Source organism: Enterococcus sp. LX10 (genome assembly GCF_023539285.1).
GTDB lineage: Bacteria > Bacillota > Bacilli > Lactobacillales > Enterococcaceae > Enterococcus > Enterococcus faecalis.
Genome location: NZ_CP092784.1, coordinates 229,270 through 248,482, shown reverse-complemented (window position 1 = coordinate 248,482; position 19,213 = coordinate 229,270). Strand labels below are relative to the sequence as shown.

At 38.4% G+C, this 19,213-nt stretch carries 19 protein-coding genes; 9 read left to right on the top strand and 10 right to left on the bottom strand.

The annotated features are described in order from the left end of the window. Nucleotides 1–38: 38 nt before the first annotated feature. A complete protein-coding gene (locus tag MKZ30_RS01300; protein ID WP_010715004.1) occupies nt 39–773 on the bottom strand; it encodes an acyl-ACP thioesterase domain-containing protein in 735 nt (244 codons plus the stop codon). A 274-nt stretch (nt 774–1,047) separates the two neighbouring features. Here MKZ30_RS01300 and MKZ30_RS01295 point away from each other — a divergent pair, with 274 nt between their 5' ends. Both MKZ30_RS01295 and MKZ30_RS01290 read left to right on the top strand, forming a co-directional pair. Next, a complete protein-coding gene (locus MKZ30_RS01295; protein WP_002355225.1) occupies nt 1,048–1,632 on the top strand; it encodes a lytic polysaccharide monooxygenase in 585 nt (194 codons plus the stop codon). A 42-nt stretch (nt 1,633–1,674) separates the two neighbouring features. Continuing rightward, a complete protein-coding gene (locus MKZ30_RS01290; RefSeq protein ID WP_033601260.1) occupies nt 1,675–2,721 on the top strand; it encodes a chitinase in 1,047 nt (348 codons plus the stop codon). A 95-nt stretch (nt 2,722–2,816) separates the two neighbouring features. On the opposite strand, the gene MKZ30_RS01285 is transcribed toward MKZ30_RS01290, so the two are convergent. Together MKZ30_RS01285 and MKZ30_RS01280 are read right to left on the bottom strand one after the other, a co-directional pair. Continuing rightward, a complete protein-coding gene (locus MKZ30_RS01285; RefSeq protein ID WP_002361148.1) occupies nt 2,817–3,128 on the bottom strand; it encodes a DMT family transporter in 312 nt (103 codons plus the stop codon). After that, nucleotides 3,125–3,481 (bottom strand): DMT family transporter, encoded by a 357-nt coding sequence (locus MKZ30_RS01280; protein ID WP_002386054.1) that lies wholly within the window; start codon nt 3,479–3,481, stop codon nt 3,125–3,127. The genes MKZ30_RS01285 and MKZ30_RS01280 overlap by 4 nt, the downstream gene beginning before the upstream one ends. Before the next feature lie 265 nt (nt 3,482–3,746). On the opposite strand from MKZ30_RS01280, the gene MKZ30_RS01275 reads away from it, so the two are divergent. Both MKZ30_RS01275 and MKZ30_RS01270 read left to right on the top strand, forming a co-directional pair. Continuing rightward, nucleotides 3,747–4,721, top strand: a complete 975-nt coding sequence (locus tag MKZ30_RS01275) for a ring-cleaving dioxygenase (RefSeq protein ID WP_002355221.1) — start codon at nt 3,747–3,749, stop codon at nt 4,719–4,721. Nucleotides 4,722–4,742: 21 nt separating this feature from the next. Then, complete coding sequence (locus MKZ30_RS01270; protein WP_002383902.1) at nt 4,743–5,363, top strand: flavin reductase family protein; 621 nt, start codon at nt 4,743–4,745, stop codon at nt 5,361–5,363. 44 nt (nt 5,364–5,407) lie between these two features. Here the strand turns inward: MKZ30_RS01270 and MKZ30_RS01265 are convergent, their stop codons facing one another. Continuing rightward, nucleotides 5,408–6,736, bottom strand: coding sequence for a C1 family peptidase (locus MKZ30_RS01265; protein ID WP_002358357.1), 1,329 nt, complete (start codon nt 6,734–6,736; stop codon nt 5,408–5,410). A gap of 149 nt (nt 6,737–6,885) precedes the next feature. On the opposite strand from MKZ30_RS01265, the gene MKZ30_RS01260 reads away from it, so the two are divergent. After that, nucleotides 6,886–7,275 (top strand): GntR family transcriptional regulator, encoded by a 390-nt coding sequence (locus MKZ30_RS01260; RefSeq protein WP_002358356.1) that lies wholly within the window; start codon nt 6,886–6,888, stop codon nt 7,273–7,275. Continuing rightward, a complete protein-coding gene (locus tag MKZ30_RS01255) occupies nt 7,275–8,645 on the top strand; it encodes a DUF5808 domain-containing protein (RefSeq protein ID WP_010715002.1) in 1,371 nt (456 codons plus the stop codon). The genes MKZ30_RS01260 and MKZ30_RS01255 overlap by 1 nt, the downstream gene beginning before the upstream one ends. A gap of 43 nt (nt 8,646–8,688) precedes the next feature. Here MKZ30_RS01255 and MKZ30_RS01250 read toward each other — a convergent pair whose 3' ends face one another. The 6 genes from MKZ30_RS01250 to MKZ30_RS01225 form a co-directional block, all read right to left on the bottom strand. Next, on the bottom strand, nt 8,689–8,895 hold the full coding sequence (locus tag MKZ30_RS01250; protein ID WP_002355215.1) for a heavy-metal-associated domain-containing protein: 207 nt from the start codon (nt 8,893–8,895) through the stop codon (nt 8,689–8,691). Between the two features lie 21 nt (nt 8,896–8,916). Next, nucleotides 8,917–11,403, bottom strand: a complete 2,487-nt coding sequence (locus tag MKZ30_RS01245) for a heavy metal translocating P-type ATPase (protein ID WP_033601149.1) — start codon at nt 11,401–11,403, stop codon at nt 8,917–8,919. 15 nt (nt 11,404–11,418) lie between these two features. Next, nucleotides 11,419–11,859: a CopY/TcrY family copper transport repressor gene (locus MKZ30_RS01240; protein WP_002379040.1), complete on the bottom strand. Its 441-nt coding sequence runs from the start codon at nt 11,857–11,859 to the stop codon at nt 11,419–11,421. A gap of 128 nt (nt 11,860–11,987) precedes the next feature. Continuing rightward, nucleotides 11,988–13,151, bottom strand: a complete 1,164-nt coding sequence (locus MKZ30_RS01235; RefSeq protein WP_002355211.1) for a cation:proton antiporter — start codon at nt 13,149–13,151, stop codon at nt 11,988–11,990. Between the two features lie 20 nt (nt 13,152–13,171). After that, nucleotides 13,172–14,539, bottom strand: coding sequence for a TrkH family potassium uptake protein (locus MKZ30_RS01230; protein ID WP_010816275.1), 1,368 nt, complete (start codon nt 14,537–14,539; stop codon nt 13,172–13,174). A gap of 131 nt (nt 14,540–14,670) precedes the next feature. After that, nucleotides 14,671–15,213, bottom strand: a complete 543-nt coding sequence (locus MKZ30_RS01225; protein WP_002419241.1) for a dihydrofolate reductase family protein — start codon at nt 15,211–15,213, stop codon at nt 14,671–14,673. Nucleotides 15,214–15,459: 246 nt separating this feature from the next. Here MKZ30_RS01225 and genR point away from each other — a divergent pair, with 246 nt between their 5' ends. The 3 genes from genR to genA all read left to right on the top strand — a co-directional run bounded on the left by genR (nt 15,460) and on the right by genA (nt 19,186). Next, nucleotides 15,460–16,221: a transcriptional regulator GenR gene (gene genR / locus MKZ30_RS01220; RefSeq protein ID WP_002362941.1), complete on the top strand. Its 762-nt coding sequence runs from the start codon at nt 15,460–15,462 to the stop codon at nt 16,219–16,221. 173 nt (nt 16,222–16,394) lie between these two features. Further along, nucleotides 16,395–17,729: a PTS sugar transporter subunit IIC gene (genB, locus tag MKZ30_RS01215; protein WP_002355207.1), complete on the top strand. Its 1,335-nt coding sequence runs from the start codon at nt 16,395–16,397 to the stop codon at nt 17,727–17,729. Nucleotides 17,730–17,755: 26 nt separating this feature from the next. Next, nucleotides 17,756–19,186, top strand: a complete 1,431-nt coding sequence (genA, locus tag MKZ30_RS01210) for a 6-phospho-beta-glucosidase GenA (protein ID WP_033601150.1) — start codon at nt 17,756–17,758, stop codon at nt 19,184–19,186. The last annotated feature ends 27 nt before the right edge of the window (nt 19,187–19,213 follow it).

Here is a 19,213-nt window from a genome sequence, read left to right as displayed (position 1 = left end):
CTGCGTAACTTTTTATTTTTCTAAACCGTCATCTCAACTTAGTTGGTCCAATCGATATTCGCTTCACAATAGGTTTGACCATCAATCCGAATCTCATGGCGTGTTTTCAAGTGATTTTCTTGTTCGACAATTTCGTAATGACTTTCGACTTCTTGGCCATATTCTACTTCTTTGTCAAATTTCACAAGAATTTTTTTCGGTTGATGCGTTGTTAAAAAGTCATACCCTAACACATCCAATAACCAATTAAAATAAATCGCATTATTAACATGTTGATTGCCATCAATATCAAAAAAACGCACACGATAAGGTAAAAAGTTCCCCTCTGTGACCTTTTCAATTTTTTCATGGCGATAAATTTTAGTGATTTTTTCAGAATCAAAAGGTGCAATAATTTCTGGTAGCACACTACTGATTTTCCGATTTTTTTGATCCATTAAGACAAAGGTTGATTTCACAAAGACACATTCATTGCCTTCTTCATCATGAACCCAAAAGTTACGATAACAAAAATATTTGTTATAACTCATAGCTTGCGTTGTAATTGCTACTTTTTCACCAACTTTTGGTAAGCGGTGAATCTCTATTTCATAGTTGGTGATGACCCATCCTAGGCCAAATTGGGCGACATAAGCTGCATTTCTTCCTAGTAATTCTGTTTGTTCTTCTGATACTTTAATGACAACCGCTAACAAAGCCGGTATTTTCATTGCACCAGTAAAATCGCCGTCATAGTAGGCAACTTCATAAGAGGATGTATGTTTTTTTCCCACGAAATAATCTCCTTTTTCCAATGGCTACTTTCGTGTCATTGTTTCTTCTTAAAAGTATACCACGTGATTTCTTCAATTGCGATTCCGAATGAAAAATTAACAAAACTTTGAAAAACACTATTATTTATATTATTTAAAAACATTCTTAATATTACTTAAAAAATATTGTTTTATTTTTAAAAATAACATTTCTTATTATTTGTATCCGAAAGATTATTATGTTATATTCCTATCTGTAAGCGCATACAAAATAATTTTTTAGGAGGTTTTTTTCGTGAAAAAGAGTTTATTAACAATCGTCCTGGCTTTTAGTTTTGTTTTAGGTGGCGCTGCATTGGCCCCTACTGTTTCGGAGGCTCATGGTTACGTAGCAAGTCCTGGAAGTCGTGCTTTCTTTGGTAGTTCTGCTGGTGGTAACTTAAATACAAATGTTGGTCGTGCACAATGGGAACCTCAAAGTATCGAAGCGCCCAAAAATACGTTTATTACTGGTAAATTAGCCAGTGCAGGTGTCTCAGGTTTTGAACCTTTGGATGAACAAACAGCTACTCGTTGGCACAAAACAAACATTACCACAGGTCCCCTTGACATCACTTGGAACTTAACTGCCCAACATAGAACTGCTTCTTGGGATTACTATATTACTAAAAATGGCTGGAATCCCAATCAACCATTAGACATTAAAAACTTCGACAAAATTGCTTCAATTGACGGCAAACAAGAAGTTCCTAATAAAGTTGTTAAACAAACAATTAATATTCCGACAGACCGCAAAGGTTATCATGTCATTTACGCTGTTTGGGGCATTGGTGATACGGTGAACGCCTTTTACCAAGCGATTGATGTGAACATTCAGTAAAAACACTCACATCTTAAACTAAATTAAAGGAGTTCTCAAAAAATGAAGTTAAAAAAAATAATTCCTGCTTTTCTCCTTCTTTCAACCGTAGCAGTTGGCTTGTGGTTAACGCCTACTCAAGCTTCTGCAGATGCTGCGGATACGATGGTAGATATCTCTGGTAAAAAAGTGTTGGTTGGATATTGGCATAACTGGGCCTCAAAAGGACGCGATGGTTACAAACAAGGAACATCAGCATCACTGAACCTTTCAGAAGTAAATCAAGCCTACAATGTCGTACCGGTTTCCTTCATGAAAAGCGATGGTCTGACACGGATTCCTACGTTCAAGCCTTATAACCAAACGGACACTGCCTTCCGACAAGAAGTCGCACAATTAAATAGTCAAGGTCGCGCAGTTTTATTGGCACTTGGTGGAGCAGATGCACATATTCAATTAGTCAAAGGCGATGAACAAGCCTTTGCGAATGAAATCATTCGTCAAGTGGAAACATACGGCTTTGATGGTTTAGACATCGATTTAGAGCAATTGGCGATTACTGCTGGCGACAACCAAACCGTTATCCCTGCTGCGTTGAAAATAGTCAAAGACCATTATCGAGCACAAGGAAAAAATTTCATCATTACGATGGCGCCAGAATTCCCTTATTTAAAACCTGGTGCCGCTTATGAAACATACATTACTTCCCTAAATGGTTATTATGATTACATTGCCCCACAATTATATAACCAAGGCGGCGACGGTGTCTGGGTTGATGAAATTATGACTTGGGTTGCTCAAAGCAACGATGCTCTAAAATACGAGTTCCTCTATTATATGTCTGATTCATTAATCCATGGCACACGCGGCTATCTACAGATACCAAACGATAAATTAGTCCTTGGTTTACCAGCAAATCGGGATGCTGCTGGTAGTGGCTATGTTGTTGAGGCTACCCCTGTAGCCAAAACTTTTGATCAGTTAGCAAAAGACGGTAATCCTATCCGTGGCTTAATGACTTGGTCTTCAAATTGGGACGTTGGTCAAGATGTCAACGGCAAGTCCTACAACAATGAATTTGCGACACGTTATAGTAACCTCGTAAAATAAAAGCTATTTTGAGACAGAACACCGCATTTGGTTCTGTCTCTTTTTAAATTTTACTCACCTGTCTTTCAATAATCCAAACAATGTTATCTCGCTTTCTAACCAATTAATTTTAAACCAATCACAGAAACAATGATTAAAAAAATAAAAAATATCCGGCGTGGGTCTTTTGATTCACCTAAGAGCATTCCTAAAATAGCGCCTCCTGCTGTACCAATTCCTGTCCAAACCGCATAAGAAACGCCCATCGGTAATTGTCTCATCCCTAAATATAAGAATAAGAAACTACCACTAAACGCTAGAATTAAAATTAACAATGAACGTAAGTCTTTTTTTGTTGTAAATAGTTTAATTGAACCTACGCCAAAAATTTCAAAACAGCCTGCAATAACTAAGTATAACCAACTCATCTTGTTTCCTCCTCTTTATTTCCAGTTACCATTTTTAAGCCAATTACACCTATTAATAACAGCAACAGAAAAAGAACTTTTCCTATGCCCAATGGTGTGTGGAATAAAAAATGATCTGTTACAATAGTTCCAGCACTACCTAAGCCGACAAATACAGCATAGGCTGTGCCGACTGGCAATTCCTCTCCTGCTTTAATCAGCGCATAGAAACTGATAAAGATTGCGATTACTGTCCCTAAAATCTCCCACCATGTTGTACTATGCTTCATGCCAATGACCCAAATCACTTCACAAAAAGCGCCAAAAATAACTTTTAACCAAGCTTTACTCATCTTGTTTTCCTTCCCTTCCAAACAAAAAAAGTGCCAACAAACAGTTCAGCTATGGCCTAAGAACTGTTCATTAACACTTTAGTCGCAAGCATCCGGCGATGTTTACGAAAGTTTATGTATTAAAATATCTCAGGTTATTATATTCTTATTTTTTAAAAAAATCAACTAAAAAATAATAGTTCGAATTCGAGACATTTCTTTTGCATTTTTAGAACTAATCATTTAAACTTACTTTTAGTAAGTTAGTTAATTAAAAAATTATTTTTCTTTTAGGAGGATTTTTATTATGAATACACAAATTTTAGGTTTACACCACGTCACTGCCATGACTTCAAGTGCTGAAAAAATTTATCACTTTTTCACCGATATTTTAGGTCTACGTTTAATTAAGAAGACTGTCAACCAAGACGATATTGAAACATATCATTTATTTTTTGCTGATGATGCCGGCTCTCCCGGAACAGACATGACTTTCTTTGACTTCCCAGGCTTACCTAAAGGAACCAAAGGAACGAATACAATTTCTCGTACTTCCTTCCGTGTAAAAGATGATGCTGCTTTGGATTACTGGGTATCACGCTTTAATGAATATGCAATTGATCATGGAGAAATTCAAGAACGTTTTGGCAAAAAGTATTTAGAATTTGAAGATTTTGACAATCAACGTTACCAACTTATTTCTGATGAAAAGAACCAAGGTGTTGCAGCCGGCACGCCTTGGAAAAAATCTAACGTCCCTAGCGAACACGCTTTAATCGGCTTAGGTCCAGCCTTTGTAACTGTCGAAAATTACGAACATCTGCAACTAGTTTTAACTGAAGTTTTAGGGTTCAAATTGATTGATGCTGAAGGTAGTTTCCATTTATTTGAAGTTGGCGAAGGTGGGAATGGTGCCAGCATTATCGTAGAGCATCGAGAAGATTTGCCAGCGGCCCAAGAAGGCTACGGCAATGTCCATCACTTAGCCTTGCGCGTTGCCGATGAGGAAGCACTACGTTTCTGGATTGAAAAAATTAATCGTTTGGAATTTCCTAATTCTGGCTTTGTGGAACGTTTTTACTTTAAATCTGAATATTTCTTGGCAGCAACACATGTTTTATTTGAACTGGCAACCGATGGTCCTGGTTTTTTAGAGGATGAAACCTATGAACACGCTGGTGAAAAATTATCATTACCGCCATTTTTAGAACCAAAACGGGCAGGGATTGAAGAATTTGTGCGTCCTTTCGATACTTCAGATGCGAATGTTCAAAGAAATTAGTATTTTTTCTAGGAGGTTCCTATGATTCATTACAATAGTAACGAGTTATCTGCAAAAACAGCGTATAAATTTTTATCAGGAAGTATTATTCCTCGGCCAATCGCTTGGGTTACAACACAAGATACAGCTACAGGTGTCGTCAACGCTGCTCCCTTTAGTTTCTTTAATGCGGCGGCAGCTGAAATTCCTTTAGCAACGTTGTCCATTTTACGACCAGACAAAGAGCCTAAAGATACGGCACGAAACATCTTGGCTACTAAAGAACTTGTCATCCATTTCGTTAACGAAGACGTTCTTACTCAAATGAATCAGACTTCGGCGTCTTTAGCAGCAGAGATCAGTGAAATTGACACATTCGGTATTGAAACCATTGCCAGCCAGACTGTTACTGTTCCAGCAATCAAAGCCGCGCCGATTCGGATGGAAGCTCGCTTACATCAATATGTACCTATTGCTAACCATGAAGGTCAAATTATTACGGATTTATTCATTGTAGAAATTACCGATTTCTATTTTGATTCAGCCGTTTTCGATGAAGAACATCAGTACATTTTACCTGAAAAACTCCAACCGATTGCTCGTTTAGCAGGCAATGATTATACAACATTGGGCGAAATCCGTGAAGTTCGCCGCCCAACGTAAAAAGAAGGCCCCCGCCATGACGGCGGGGGCCTTCTTTTTCTGTTTTATGCTAATGCTCCCATTGGATCCCAAGGTGCCAAAACAGTTGGCGCTTGTTCCCAAGCTTTTTTCTGTTCGTCAGTTAATAAATCTTTGTGCACAACGATTTGATAAGTGTATTCGTCCATCCACGCATCGCTCATAACGAAGAAGCCATTTTCACCGACTTTTTCACCCCAGCTATTTTCCACTTTCCATTTTGTTGTTTGGCCATCAACGATATCAACACCTGTTAAAACCATGGCGTGTGTCATTAAGCTTTCACCAAAGTCTAAACGTTCTGCTTTAGTCATCGTAAAATCAATATCAAAAAGATCGTTCATATCGTAAACATCTAATGCCATAATTCCTGTGTCACGTGTTGAAGATTGTCCGACATCACAACCAAACCAAACAGATTCGCCTTGTTCCAATTGTGCAGCAGCTAATTTTTTGAAAGCAGCCATTTCTACATTTAAATATTTAACTTCTTTGCCGCCGACAACATTCCCTAACATTTCAACAGTGTATGTTTTGTTGAAGGGTTTATCTTCTGTAGGAGCATTAATAATACTTACATAATCATGTAAATTAACGCCAACGTATTTTTCAAAGAATGTTTGCGGTGTTAGATTTTGATCCAAATGATAATTTTTTTCTTCGTCACGGTATTCAAAATCAAAGGTTTCTGGCGGCGTTCCTAAAGAGATTGCTAAGAAATTATAAATTTCTTGTAACATTGCTTCTTTGTTTTTTTGGACTTCTTCAGCAGAAGCGCCTTTTTCAATTAAACTACGTAAAATTGTTGCATCTTTGCGTAATTTTTTATTTAAATAGTTGTTTAAATCACGTGAATTGGAACTGTTGCTGCTTTCAGGCATTGCCGTTTTAGGCACTACGCCATATTTATCAAAAATTGAAACGATCATATCCCATTGCCCACCATCTTGTTGTGGTGTAGCTAATAAAAAGGCCACTTTACGACTAGTCAACGGTTGATCGGCTGTTGCAATAATATTTTCATAGAAATAATTTGATTTTTCATATTTATCCCAGAAAAATGTATAGTTTTGTGATAATTCAAAATCTTTTAATTGAAACGCATTTAACATTCTATGTCTAAATGTATTTAATGCCGCAAACATCCAGCAGCGACCGCTTTGTTTTTGATTGGCCACTTTTCCAGTAGCTAAGTCGACTGAAAAGACGGGTACGTTATTCACGGCTCCTTGTACAGATTCACCTGAAGCGCTGATACCATTTTTTACTACACTACGTTGTAAGGCATTTTGTTTATTATTGTTCAAGAAATCTTGATGGAATTTCTCTGTTAATTTTGGTTCAATTGCTGTCATATTTTCATCGTCCTTTCATTTTACGTTCTTCTTCATTATATGCTTCTCTTTAAGTAGAAACAACCATTTACTCTAAATTCCTTGCTTTCCAACTCTTTTTGTATTAGTATATATAATACAGATAGCACAAATAAGACAGGAGTGATTCGATGCTTTTAGAAATAGATGAACAAAGCGAACAGCCCATCTATCAGCAACTCATTGATCAAATCATTGTAGGCATTGCCAAAGGTGAACTGGTTCCCAATGAAAGTTTGCCTTCTATCCGACAATTGGCGGACGAAATCGGGGTCAATATGATGACTGTTTCAAAAGCTTATAATAAGTTAAAGCAATCAGGTTATATTGTGACTGACCGTCGTAACGGCACCAAAATTGCCGCAAAGTTACCTGCTACCGCTGTTTGGCAACAGCAATTGCATGAGCGTTTAGAACTTCTGTTGGCTGAAAGTTTTTTACATCAGCAATCCGAAGCAGAAATCCAAGCACTTATTCAGAAAATTTATCAAAATTTTGATTCGAAAGGGCGTGCATTATAATGGCGGTATTCTTTTATTTCATCCTAGTTTCTGTCGCTTTTTTTATGGCATTTACTATGGGGATTTATGCAAATCCTCACAAAAATATTATTTTGGAAAATACTTTACCAGAAGATAAACTACAAGATCCCAGCGTTCAAGCAATCCGAAAACGTTATAAAAAACGCTTGGTTCAACTAGCAGCTGTTTTTAGTGTTCTTAGTTTACCTTTGTTATTTATTCCTTATGATTCGATTTTATTGTTCCTTTTTCTGTTACTTTTATTTAGTTTTATTGGCAGTGGCTACTATCTGCAAATTGTTTATATTCGCAAAATGGCCGCTTTAAAAATGCAAAACGGCTGGTTGTTGCCTAAACGTCCTCTCTTAATCGATACGCAATTAGTTTTAAATAAAAACCAGAAACTTATTTCATTTTGGTGGTTTTTACCTGCGATTATTCTTACTTTTGCTGGGGGCTTTTATTCCTTGCAAACGGCGATTGGTTCCTGGATTCTTTTCTTAATTACTGTTTTGATGTTAAGTTTGTTCATTGGCGGCTATTATTTTATTGCGCGCTTACCTGTCAAACCGCTAACTAGCGACTCAAAAATTAATCAGCAAATCAATGACTTATTTCGGCATCATTGGTCTGTTTTAATGGTTTTATCCGCCTTAGTTTTTGCACCGCTAACCATTTTACCAACTTTCACAATTGTCATTGATTATACGGTTGCGATGGCCCTTACTTTTTGTTATTTTATTCTTTTGTTTGTTTATGTAGGCTTTCTCTTCTACTACCTATTTTCAATGCGCAAAAAACAAGATCAATTCGTTTTACAGGCTGGCGATTATCGCTATGGGGATGATGATCAATATTGGCGGTATGGGATTTATATCAATCCAAAGGACCCCAAAATCATGGTTCCTGATCGCATTGGTATGAATTTATCTATTAACCTAGGACGGCCTGCTGGGAAAATTATTCTAGCCGCTACTGGTATTTTAACGATTGCAGTGCTGTTCTTTGCCACAGTACCAATGTTTATAAATGATTTTTCTAGTCATGCCTTTCAAGCAACTATTGAAAAGAAACAAATTGAGTTATCTGCCCCATTAGCAAAAACAAGGTCAATTCCTTTTAACCAAATCACTGCTGTTTCTTTGATTGATGACTTACCTCAAGAACGCATCCGCACAATGGGTGCTGCGACAGATAGTTACTTAACAGGAGAATTTAAAGTCGCTGGAAAACCTGCTTATTTACTAATTTATACAAAAAGTCATCCGATTCTGAAAATAGAAACGCGGGAGAAAGTTTATTATTATACTGCGCGTGATGGTCAAGAAACGACTAAGATTTATCAGGAAATCAAAGCAAAACTTCCATAACAAAAAAACAGGGACTACTCATGATGGTAGGCCCTGTTTTTTGTTATTCGCTGACAACCTTGAATTTTGTATCTGCCAACGTGGTATTCAGTTCATCCTGGCTTACTTCACGATCTGCTGTCACAACGGCTGTTTGATCTGCCAAGTGAACCGCAACATTCGTTACGCCGTCAATTCCACTAAATTTTTCAGTGACCGCTTGAACACAGCCATCACATTTCATCCCATCAATTTTTACTGTTTTTTCCATTTCACTTCATCCTTTTCAATTTTATTTTTGACTTCCACTAGTTTTTTTCACCGTCGAAGGTTTAAATCCTTTTAAGCGTAAGGCGTTTAGTAAGACAGAGACTGAACTAAAACTCATAGCTGCTGCTGCAATCATCGGACTTAACAAAGGTCCACCAAATAAGTGTAACACACCCATAGCCACTGGAATACCTAATGTATTATAGGCAAATGCCCAGAAAAGATTTTCTTTGATGTTTTTGATGGTCGCTTTACTTAATTCAACTGCTGTAGGCACATCCATTAAATCACTACGCATTAGCACAATATCGGCCGATTCCATTGCAACATCTGTGCCTGAACCAATAGCAATCCCCACATCTGCTTGGGCAAGTGCTGGTGCATCATTAATCCCGTCACCCACCATCGCAACTTTTTTGCCTTCTGCTTGTAGTTTTTTCACTTCTAACGCTTTATCTTCTGGTAAAACTTCACTTAAGACACGATCGATACCTACTTGTTTTGCAATCGCCTCTGCAGTACGCTTGTTGTCTCCCGTAATCATCACGGCTTCGATCCCCATTTTATGCAAACGTGCAATGGCTGTTTGACTGCTATCCTTCACAGTATCTGCTACCGCAATGATACCCGCAAACGAACCATCTTTTGCCACAAACATTGGGGTTTTCCCTTCTTCTGCCAAACGATCCGCTTGTTGAACAAACGTTGATAGCTCAATGCCTTCTTCTTTCATTAATTTTATATTGCCCAAAAGTAGGACTCGTTCGTTGATTGTCACACGGATGCCATGACCTGGAATCGCTGAAAAATCGCTTCCTTCTGCTAATGGCAATTGACGTTCTTTAGCCGCTCCCACAATTGCTTCACCTAGAGGATGTTCTGATCCTTGTTCTGCAGAAGCTGCTAATGTTAGTAACTCAGCTTCTGAAAGTGCTGAATCAGCAACTAAAATATCCGTAACCACCGGTTTGCCTTCTGTAATAGTTCCTGTTTTATCAAACACGATTGTTTGAATTTTGTGAGTGGTTTCTAAAGCATCCCCACTTTTAATTAAAACGCCATTTTCAGCGCCCTTACCTGTCCCCACCATAATCGCAGTCGGCGTTGCCAAGCCGAGCGCACAAGGACAAGCAATCACTAACACAGAAATGGTAATTGTCAAAGCGAAAATCCATGACTCTTGTCCTAAAAAGAACCAAGCCAAGCCAGAAAGAACAGCCAAACCAATAACGATTGGGACAAAAACACCCGAAATTTTATCAGCTAATTGTGCAATCGGTGCTTTTGAGCCTTGCGCATCTTCCACTAATTGAATGATTTGGGCAAGGGCCGTCTCTTTTCCCACTTTTGTTGCCTTGAATTGAAAGCTGCCATTTTTATTGATGCTAGCACCAATTACTGCATCACCGACTTTCTTTTCAACAGGCAAACTTTCGCCCGTTAACATGGCTTCATCCACAGAACTACTGCCTGAAACAATCACTCCATCAACAGGGATTTTATCTCCTGGGCGAACAATCACAATGTCATCCAACTGAACAGCATCAACTGGCACTTCAATTTCTGCGCCATCACGTAAAATATGGGCAGTTTTCGGTGCTAAACCCATTAATTTTTTTATCGCATCTGAGGTTTTCCCTTTTGAAACAGCTTCGAAATATTTTCCTAATGTAATTAAAGTTAAAATAACACCCGCTGATTCATAATAAAGAGCCATTGTAAAACTTGTGTCTCCTAAGAATATCATGACTGTGCCATATAAACTATACACAAAAGCAGCACTGGTTCCTAAAGCTACCAAAGAAAACATATTTGGATGCCCTTTAAATAACGCTTTAAAACCAACTGTGAAAAATTCTCTGCCGACATATAGGACGGGTAACGTCAAAATCAATTGAACCATTGCAAAGGTCGTCGCATGTGTCATTGGATTCAACAAATCCGGCAATGGTAAGCCTACCATGTGTCCCATCGCAATATAAAGAAGTGGCACTGTAAACACCGCTGAGATCCAAAAACGTTGCCACATCTCAGCAATATGTTTTTGTTTCTTTTCACGATCTTGGTCCGCTGTTGCACCTGCAGCGACTTCTTCTGTCGCCTGATAACCTGCATCCGTAACTGCTTTGATAATTTCAGCACTCGTTACTTGATGGTCGTCATAACTAACCACCAGTTTTTCCGTGGCTAAATTAACAATCGCTTGTTGAACACCAGATAATTGGTTCACAGCTTTTTCAATCGTTTGGGCACAGGAAGCACAACTCATTCCTTCAATCGCAAACGTTCGTTGCTGGGCTGGGCTAATCGCCTTGTAGCCAGCATCTGACACAGCTTCCTTAATTTCTTCTTCTGTGACTTCCGTCTGATCATACGTGACACTTAATTTTTCCGTAGCTAAATTGACACTTGCCTTTGCCATCCCAGGTAACTTCGCCGTAGCCTTTTCAATCGTTTGGGCACAGGAAGCACAGCTCATCCCTTCAATATCAAACGTTTTACTTTCCATTTTTTTCACTCCTTTTTAAATTAAATGACATTGGCATTGACCAGGAATACAGTTGCAAGGGACGGATTCAACCGCCGTCTTGCGCTTCTCTTTCAAGAGTTCCTCTAATCGATCCAAATCGTCATAACTCAACTGACTCTCTGTTAAAATTGTTTCTACCACGGAACCAACTTTACGGCTGCACACCTTGGCTAAAAGTTCGTCTGCCACCGTTTCAACGCTCTGACGTTCTTCTACTAGCGGATAATAAATATATTTATTGCCTGCTTTCTCCGTCCCAACTAACCCTTTATCTGTTAAACGACTTAGTAACGTCTTGACGGTCGTTGATTTCCATTCTTTCTTCTCATTTAAAAGTGTATGCACTTCACGACTCGTGGTCTTGCCTTGGGTCCAAATAACCCGCATGACTTCCCACTCTGCATCTGTAATTGTCGCTAATTTATCTTTTGCCATACTCGTTAAATTCCTCCTTCATCAATAAAAAAAGAGTTCAAGGTTATCGACTACAAACGTAGTCGTTTATCTTGAACTCATCATATAGCTATTTTATTTTTTTGTCAACAACTTCTGCTCATCTTTTTTTATTGCAACGCAGATTCTTGTTTTTTAACAAAGTATTTCAACAAGAACGGTGCAACTAAGGTCGTTAAGATAATTACCACAATCATGCTCGTATAATACGCTTCTGAAAGTAATTTAGATTGGTAGCCAATTTGCGCAATGATTAATGCCATTTCCCCACGCGAAACCATCCCAGCACCGACCATTAAAGAACTTGTATTGGAGAAACCAACCATTTTCGCTCCCCAGGCGCCGCCCAGTAATTTCGTTAAAATCGCCATAATCGTCATTACCAAAATAAAAGGTAAATCCTTTCCTAACGTGTTAAATGTCACTGATAAGCCAATGCTGGCAAAGAAGACGGGAATAAACACGGCATAGCCAATAGCTTCAATATTGAAATCAATTTCTGTTTTTGCATCCGTTTGTCCCACAGCAATCCCTGCAAAAAAGGCACCTACGACAGAACTTAAACCAACTAAATCAGCCAAATAAGCCATGCCCAAACAGATAATCAATGACATGATAATAACAGACGACCCAATGTTCATTTTTTGACTTAAACGTAGTAAATAGGGAGCGATAAAGCGGACCAAAAAGAAAATCCCAATAAAGAATAAGCCTTGTTCAATTAACTTAACAATAAAGCTGACTTCTGTATTGCCGCCTGTACTTGCACCAATCATGCCGACAGCGACGCTTAAAATAATCACGACCACGATATCGTCAACGACAGAAGCTCCAAGAATCGTTGCACCTTCTTTACTACTTAAAACATTCAACTCTCTTAATACTTCTACTGAAATGCTGACCGACGTTGCTGCTAAAACTAACCCAAGGAAAAAAGCTTCTTTCCAAGAAAAAGCAAACAGCTGACCAATCAACATAGTAAAACCAACCGGTAAAACGATGCCCAAAATAGCAACCATGACACTAGGTTTCGCATATTTTTTCAATAATTCCAATTCACATTCCATTCCAGCAATAAACATCAACATAATGACACCAATTTCTGAAAAGTCATGCACAAACACATCTTGATGCACAATATTTAACATCGCTGGACCTAACACAATCCCTACTAGCAATTGCCCAATTACCGCAGGAATTCCTACTCTTTTACAAGCAACACCTGCTAAAGTCGTTGTAATTAAAATCAAACATAAAATACCTAAAAATTCCATTCTATTTCCCTCTTTCTCTATTAACCAATCATCACTGATTCTTTTGGATATTGAACTTTCGACTGACTTTCCAAGCCTTTCTTAATTAATGACAATAACACCGTGTACACACCCACACGACCGACGAACATTAGAAAAATAATCACCAGTTTACCAAAAACAGTTAAATCTGGTGTTAACCCCATTGTTAAACCAACCGTTCCAAATGCAGAAACCACTTCAAAAACGATATACTCAATCCCGTTTTTTAAAGGTAATGTTTCTGTAAACGAGAGAATAACCGAAGCAGTTACACATAAAAAAGTTGCCAAGAAGAACAAAGTAAACGCTTGGAGCACTACTCGCTCAGGAATTGTGCGTTCATGGAATTCCACTCGCTGTTTCCCTTTAAAAATCGCACGAAATTGTAAAAATAACACACCAAACGTAGTGGTTTTCAAGCCGCCAGCGGTTGATCCTGAAGTGCCACCAATAAACATCCACAAAATCGTGACAATCAGGCCTGGATTACTCATTTTCAAATAATCAACTGAATAAAAGCCAGCCGTTCTTGGTGTAACCGACAAGAACCAACTGTTGACAAGACGCTGCCAAAAAGACATGTCAGCTGGAAAATGGCGATATTCCGAAATGTAAAAAATAACGGTCCCTAAGACTAAAAAGGTGGCGGTCACCGTTAAAGCAAGACGTGTATGAATACTAACACGGTGCTTAATTCTATTTTTATAACCTTTAATCATTGCAAAAATATCGCGCCACACAATAAATCCTAAACCACCAGCTATAATTAAAAAGCTAATGACTAGTAAAAGATAAGGCGAATTTTGATAAGGAACCATACTATCCCCTAGCAAATCAAAGCCAGCATTACAAAATGCCGAAACGGCATGGAAGAGACTAAAAAACATCCCTTTTTTCCACCCAAATGTTGGCACAAATTGAAAGGACAACAAGAAGGCTCCAAGTAATTGAATAATGGCCGCAAACTTCATAATATATTTCATTAAACGAAAAACTCCGGAAACTTCACTAACATTTAAAGCTTCTTGATACAACATCCGTACACTTAGTGACGCTTTTTTCCGTAGCAAACTAAAGAAAATCGTGGCAACGGTTAAAAAGCCTAAGCCGCCTAATTCAATCAAAATCATAATAATAACTTGCCCGATAGGACTCCAATGTTCCGCCGTATTCAAAGGCGAAAGCCCTGTAACACAGACGGCGGAAGTTGCCACGAAAAAAGCATCAATCCATTGCGTTTTTTGTCCAGCTTGTGCAGAAAAAGGCATCATTAATAAGATTGTGCCTACAACAATTAATAGAAAAAAGCCTAAGACAATTGTTTGAACAGGTGAAATATACAACCTTCTTTTGATCTGATGTTTCATTTTTTTCTCCTCTACCATTTCTTTGTCAATCAAAAACAACACAAACGGCTAGACAACTGTTGCTTTGTTCCTCTCGCCCTATGAGAAACTCAAAACCTTGAAAGCAACTTGCCCAACCGAATAATTATTTTTTAATTTTTGTTTTCACGTTGATAAATCGAATAAACCAACTCATTTTTTTGATAAACCTGTTTTAAACGAACTGGGATTGATTGATCCATTGTCTCGTATAGAGCAATGCCCTCACCCAGAAACAGTGGTATTGTCGTCAAAATGAAGGTATCAATTAAATCAGCTGCCAAAAGCGGTTGAACCACTTTCGGGCCTCCAACAATCCAAATTCCCGCGCCGTCTTCTTCTTTGATACGACGAATTAATGTGACGGGATCTTCCTTTGTAAAAGTTCTTGAAGCAGTTGATGGTTCTGGATGAGAGGTAATGATATAAGAATGCTTGTCTTCATAAAAATACACATCTGGGGACAATTCTTGTGTCACTTGATCATAAGTAGTCCGCCCCATTACCACAGTGTCTATTTTTTCATACATTTCATCGTAACTACGATCTTCTTCATCGCCACGAATATTCTCTTCTAACCAAGCAACACCGCCCGCTTTGTCCGCAATGAAACCATCAATACTCGCTGCAATAAATAAAATTACTTCCCGTGCCACATCAACGCCTCCTTTTCTCTTCTTATCTATTTTAGCTTGTTTTCACAAAAAACTCTAGGGGTGCGCATTGTTATTTTTAAAAGAAAAAAGAGAAAAACTAGGATAATTGGGCTACTTTTTGTAAAATAGGAAATAAGAAACTTTTTATTGAGTTATTTTACATTTTTTTCAAGAAAAATAAGAATTGGTGTATTTGATTTACACAAAAAAATAACATATTCAGTTTTTATATAAAGGAGGATTACTTTGTTTGACTTAGAGAAGGTTCAGACCTTGAATGAATTAGAAATGCTCGTTTACCATTATGTATTGGAACACCTGCACCAAATCCCTCAACAGACCATTCGCCAACTGGCTACTTCCTGTCATGTCTCCACCTCAACGATTCTACGATTTTGTAACAAAATGGGCTATGCTGGTTTTTCCGAATTAAAATATGCAGTGAAAGAAGAAGCCAAACAAACACAAACGTTTGAAAATTTTTATGATGCCACAGTTCACGTCGATGCTTTTTTGAAAAAATTAAACCAAGAAACCTATTACGAAATGCTTCGTCCAGCAATTCAAATGATTGTTCAAGCACGTCACGTTGCCTTTACTGGCATTGGTACTAGCGGAATTTTAGGTAGTTATGGCAGTCGTTATTTTGCCAACTTAAATATCAATTCTTACAGTATTGCTGACCCCTTTACGCCTATCCCCAAGCGCGGATTTGAAAATACATTAGCCTTGATTCTGTCTGTATCTGGGGAAACCAATGAAATGATTAAACAAATGACCGACTTTAAAACAGCTGGCGCCAAAGTGCTAAGCATTACCAACAATCAACATTCAACTATTGCCCGCTTGGCTGACTACAACATCTCCTATTATATGCCCGACGAACGTTCTCCATTTGCAGATAAATCAGTCAATACAACCACTCAAATCCCTGTCATTGCTTTAATTGAACTCCTAGCTCATCAAGCAAGTCAACTTTTAAAGGAACTAGATGAAACACCTTCCTAGTTGTTTTTCACAAAAGCTCATGCTGTCTAAAACAGCATGAGCTTTTGTGTTTTTTTTCTTGGTACATGTTTCTCATTCAAGCAAAAGTCTATTTTTTCTTCAAATAAGCTTATATAGTAAATATGTAAACGGATACATTTGCATTTATATTATTCTTCAAAGGAGAGATTTTTATGAACGAATGGATTAACGAGAAATTATTACCTCCAGTACTAAAATTCGTCAATACCAAAGCAATTACTGCCTTACGGAACGGGATGCTTTACACGATGCCTTTTACCATTGTTGGTTCCGTATTTCTTCTATTAGCGAATTTCCCAGTTACAGCTATTTCTGAATGGGTTAACGCAAGTGGCCTGGCCGTTTATTTCAATCAAGCATATGGTGCATCTTTTGCGATTATGTCGTTATTTGCGGTCATCGGTATTGCCTACTCGTATGTAAAAAGCGAGGGATTTGAAGGCCTCCCAGCGGGTATGATTGCCATGGTGGTTTTCATTTTGTTTATGTCATCTGAAGTCAAAGATGCGGTTTCTGGCGCAGTAGTTGGCAATGTCATCAACAAAGATTGGACAGCTGGCAAAGGGATGATTACAGCTATTATTGTTGGTTTGTTAGTCGGCGTTGTATATAGTTGGTTTTTACGTCATGATATTCGTATCAAATTACCAGAAGCTGTACCAGAAAATGTGGCCAATTCCTTTACTGCGTTAATTCCTGCCAGCGTCATTGTAACTGGTGCAATGCTAATTTTCATTCTTCTAGATAAAGTCTTCAATACGACATTCTTTGACTTTATTTACGAAGTGCTACAATCACCACTTCAAGGAGTCACAGATTCACTAGGTGGCGCATTACTATTAGGTTTTGTCATTCCGCTCTTTTGGTTTTTTGGTGTTCACGGGTCAACAATCGTTGGCGGTATCATGGGCCCTATTTTACAAGCAAACTCTTTAGAAAACACCGAAATTTTGAAATCAGGAAAAGACTTAACACTGGCTAATGGCGGCCATATTGTTACACAACAATTTTTAGATCAATTTTTAACGGTCACTGGTGCGGGCATGACAATCGGGTTAGTCGTGTTCATGGTTTTCTTTGCCAAATCAGCTCAGTTCAAGCAATTAGGTCGGCTTTCAATTGGGCCAGCTGTTTTCAATATTAACGAGCCAATTGTCTTTGCTACACCTATCGTGATGAACCCAATCATGGCTGTGCCATTCATTATCACACCGATTGTTTCTTCTGTTGTGACATATTTTGCCTTGTACACAGGACTGGTTCCTCTCTTTACTGCGGTACAAGTTCCCTGGACTACTCCTCCAATCATTTCTGGACTTTTAGTTGGTGGTTGGCAAGCAGCGTTGCTTCAAGTAGTGGTACTAACGATGAGTTTCTTTATCTATTTACCGTTTGCTAAAAAAATGGATGCACTTAATTACGCAGAAGAAACCAATCAACCAATTACTGAAGAAACCCTTGAAAAAGTCGAAGCACAAAACGTATAAAAATTTGAACAAAGGACTGAAACGATATGTCAATTTTGAAAAATGATTTTCTTTGGGGCGGCGCTGTCGCTGCTCATCAATTAGAAGGAGGCTGGGACCAAGGCGGTAAAGGGGTGAGCGTGGCGGATGTAATGACTGCCGGTGCACATGGCGTTCCTCGTAAAATTACCGCAGGCGTTTTACCAGATGAACACTATCCTAACCATGAAGCGATTGATTTTTACCATCGCTATCAAGAAGATATTCAACTATTCAAAGAACTTGGTTTAAATTGTTTCCGAACCTCTATTGCTTGGACACGAATTTTTCCTAACGGAGATGAAGAAACGCCCAATGAAGAAGGCCTTCGTTTTTATGATGCACTTTTTGACGAGTGTTTGAAAAATGGCATTGAGCCAGTCGTGACACTGTCTCACTTTGAAATGCCTTATCATTTAGTCACAAAATATGGCGGCTTTCGCAATCGCCAGGTCATTGATTTTTTTGTCAAATTTGCTGAAGTCTGTTTCACTCGTTACCAGAAAAAAGTCAAATATTGGATGACCTTTAACGAAATTAACAACCAAGCCAATTATGAAGAAGATTTTGCACCTTTTACTAACTCTGGTATTACTTACCAGGAAGGAGAAGACCGCGAAGCAATTATGTATCAGGCTGCTCATTATGAACTAGTCGCTAGCGCACGTGCAGTGAAAATTGGCCACGCTATCAATCCCGACTTCCAAATTGGCTGTATGATTGCGATGGTGCCTATTTATCCTTATTCTTGTAATCCTGAGGATATGATGATGAGTGTTAGCGCAATGCAAAAACGTTATTGGTTTACCGATGTTCATGTCCGCGGTCATTATCCAAGTGCAATTCAATGCTATTTGAAACGAAAAAACATTTCATTAGATGTCACAGAAGAAGATTTAACTGATTTGGCTAATGGCTGTGTTGATTATATTGGCTTTAGCTATTACATGTCGTTTGCTGTGAAAGGTGCAGAAAAGGACCCTACTTTTGACTACAATGAAGCAAAAGACTTGGTGCGAAATCCTTATGTAGCAACATCTGATTGGGGTTGGCAAATCGATCCTATGGGCTTACGCTATGCAATGAATTGGTTCAATGATCGGTATGAATTACCACTCTTTATTGTTGAAAATGGCTTTGGTGCTATTGATGAGCTAGAACCAGACGGAACGATTAACGACACTTACCGAATCGCTTATTTACGTGAACATATCGAGATGATGAAAGAAGCCGTTGCGTATGACGGCATTGATTTGATGGGCTATACACCTTGGGGATTCATCGATTTAGTGAGCGCTAGTACAGGCGAAATGAAGAAACGGTATGGCTTCATTTATGTAGATAAGGACAACGATGGTCACGGAACGTTGGAACGGCGAAAGAAAAAATCGTTTGCTTGGTATCAACAAGTGATTGCTACGAATGGAGAAGAATTATAAACAAAAGGCCTTCGTCTAAAGACGAGG

Excerpts from the sequence above, each read along its gene's own strand:
- MKZ30_RS01275 (WP_002355221.1), top strand. The coding sequence starts at position 3,747 with ATGAATACACAAATTTTAGGTTTACACCACGTCACTGCCATGACTTCA.
- MKZ30_RS01250 (WP_002355215.1), bottom strand. The coding sequence starts at position 8,895 with ATGGAAAAAACAGTAAAAATTGATGGGATGAAATGTGATGGCTGTGTT.
- MKZ30_RS01245 (WP_033601149.1), bottom strand. The coding sequence starts at position 11,403 with ATGGAAAGTAAAACGTTTGATATTGAAGGGATGAGCTGTGCTTCCTGT.
- genB (WP_002355207.1), top strand. The coding sequence starts at position 16,395 with ATGAACGAATGGATTAACGAGAAATTATTACCTCCAGTACTAAAATTC.
- MKZ30_RS01265 (WP_002358357.1), bottom strand. The coding sequence starts at position 6,736 with ATGACAGCAATTGAACCAAAATTAACAGAGAAATTCCATCAAGATTTC.
- MKZ30_RS01240 (WP_002379040.1), bottom strand. The coding sequence starts at position 11,859 with ATGGCAAAAGATAAATTAGCGACAATTACAGATGCAGAGTGGGAAGTC.
- MKZ30_RS01270 (WP_002383902.1), top strand. The coding sequence starts at position 4,743 with ATGATTCATTACAATAGTAACGAGTTATCTGCAAAAACAGCGTATAAA.
- MKZ30_RS01285 (WP_002361148.1), bottom strand. The coding sequence starts at position 3,128 with ATGAGTTGGTTATACTTAGTTATTGCAGGCTGTTTTGAAATTTTTGGC.
- genA (WP_033601150.1), top strand. The coding sequence starts at position 17,756 with ATGTCAATTTTGAAAAATGATTTTCTTTGGGGCGGCGCTGTCGCTGCT.
- MKZ30_RS01290 (WP_033601260.1), top strand. The coding sequence starts at position 1,675 with ATGAAGTTAAAAAAAATAATTCCTGCTTTTCTCCTTCTTTCAACCGTA.
- MKZ30_RS01260 (WP_002358356.1), top strand. The coding sequence starts at position 6,886 with ATGCTTTTAGAAATAGATGAACAAAGCGAACAGCCCATCTATCAGCAA.
- MKZ30_RS01230 (WP_010816275.1), bottom strand. The coding sequence starts at position 14,539 with ATGAAACATCAGATCAAAAGAAGGTTGTATATTTCACCTGTTCAAACA.
- MKZ30_RS01235 (WP_002355211.1), bottom strand. The coding sequence starts at position 13,151 with ATGGAATTTTTAGGTATTTTATGTTTGATTTTAATTACAACGACTTTA.
- MKZ30_RS01255 (WP_010715002.1), top strand. The coding sequence starts at position 7,275 with ATGGCGGTATTCTTTTATTTCATCCTAGTTTCTGTCGCTTTTTTTATG.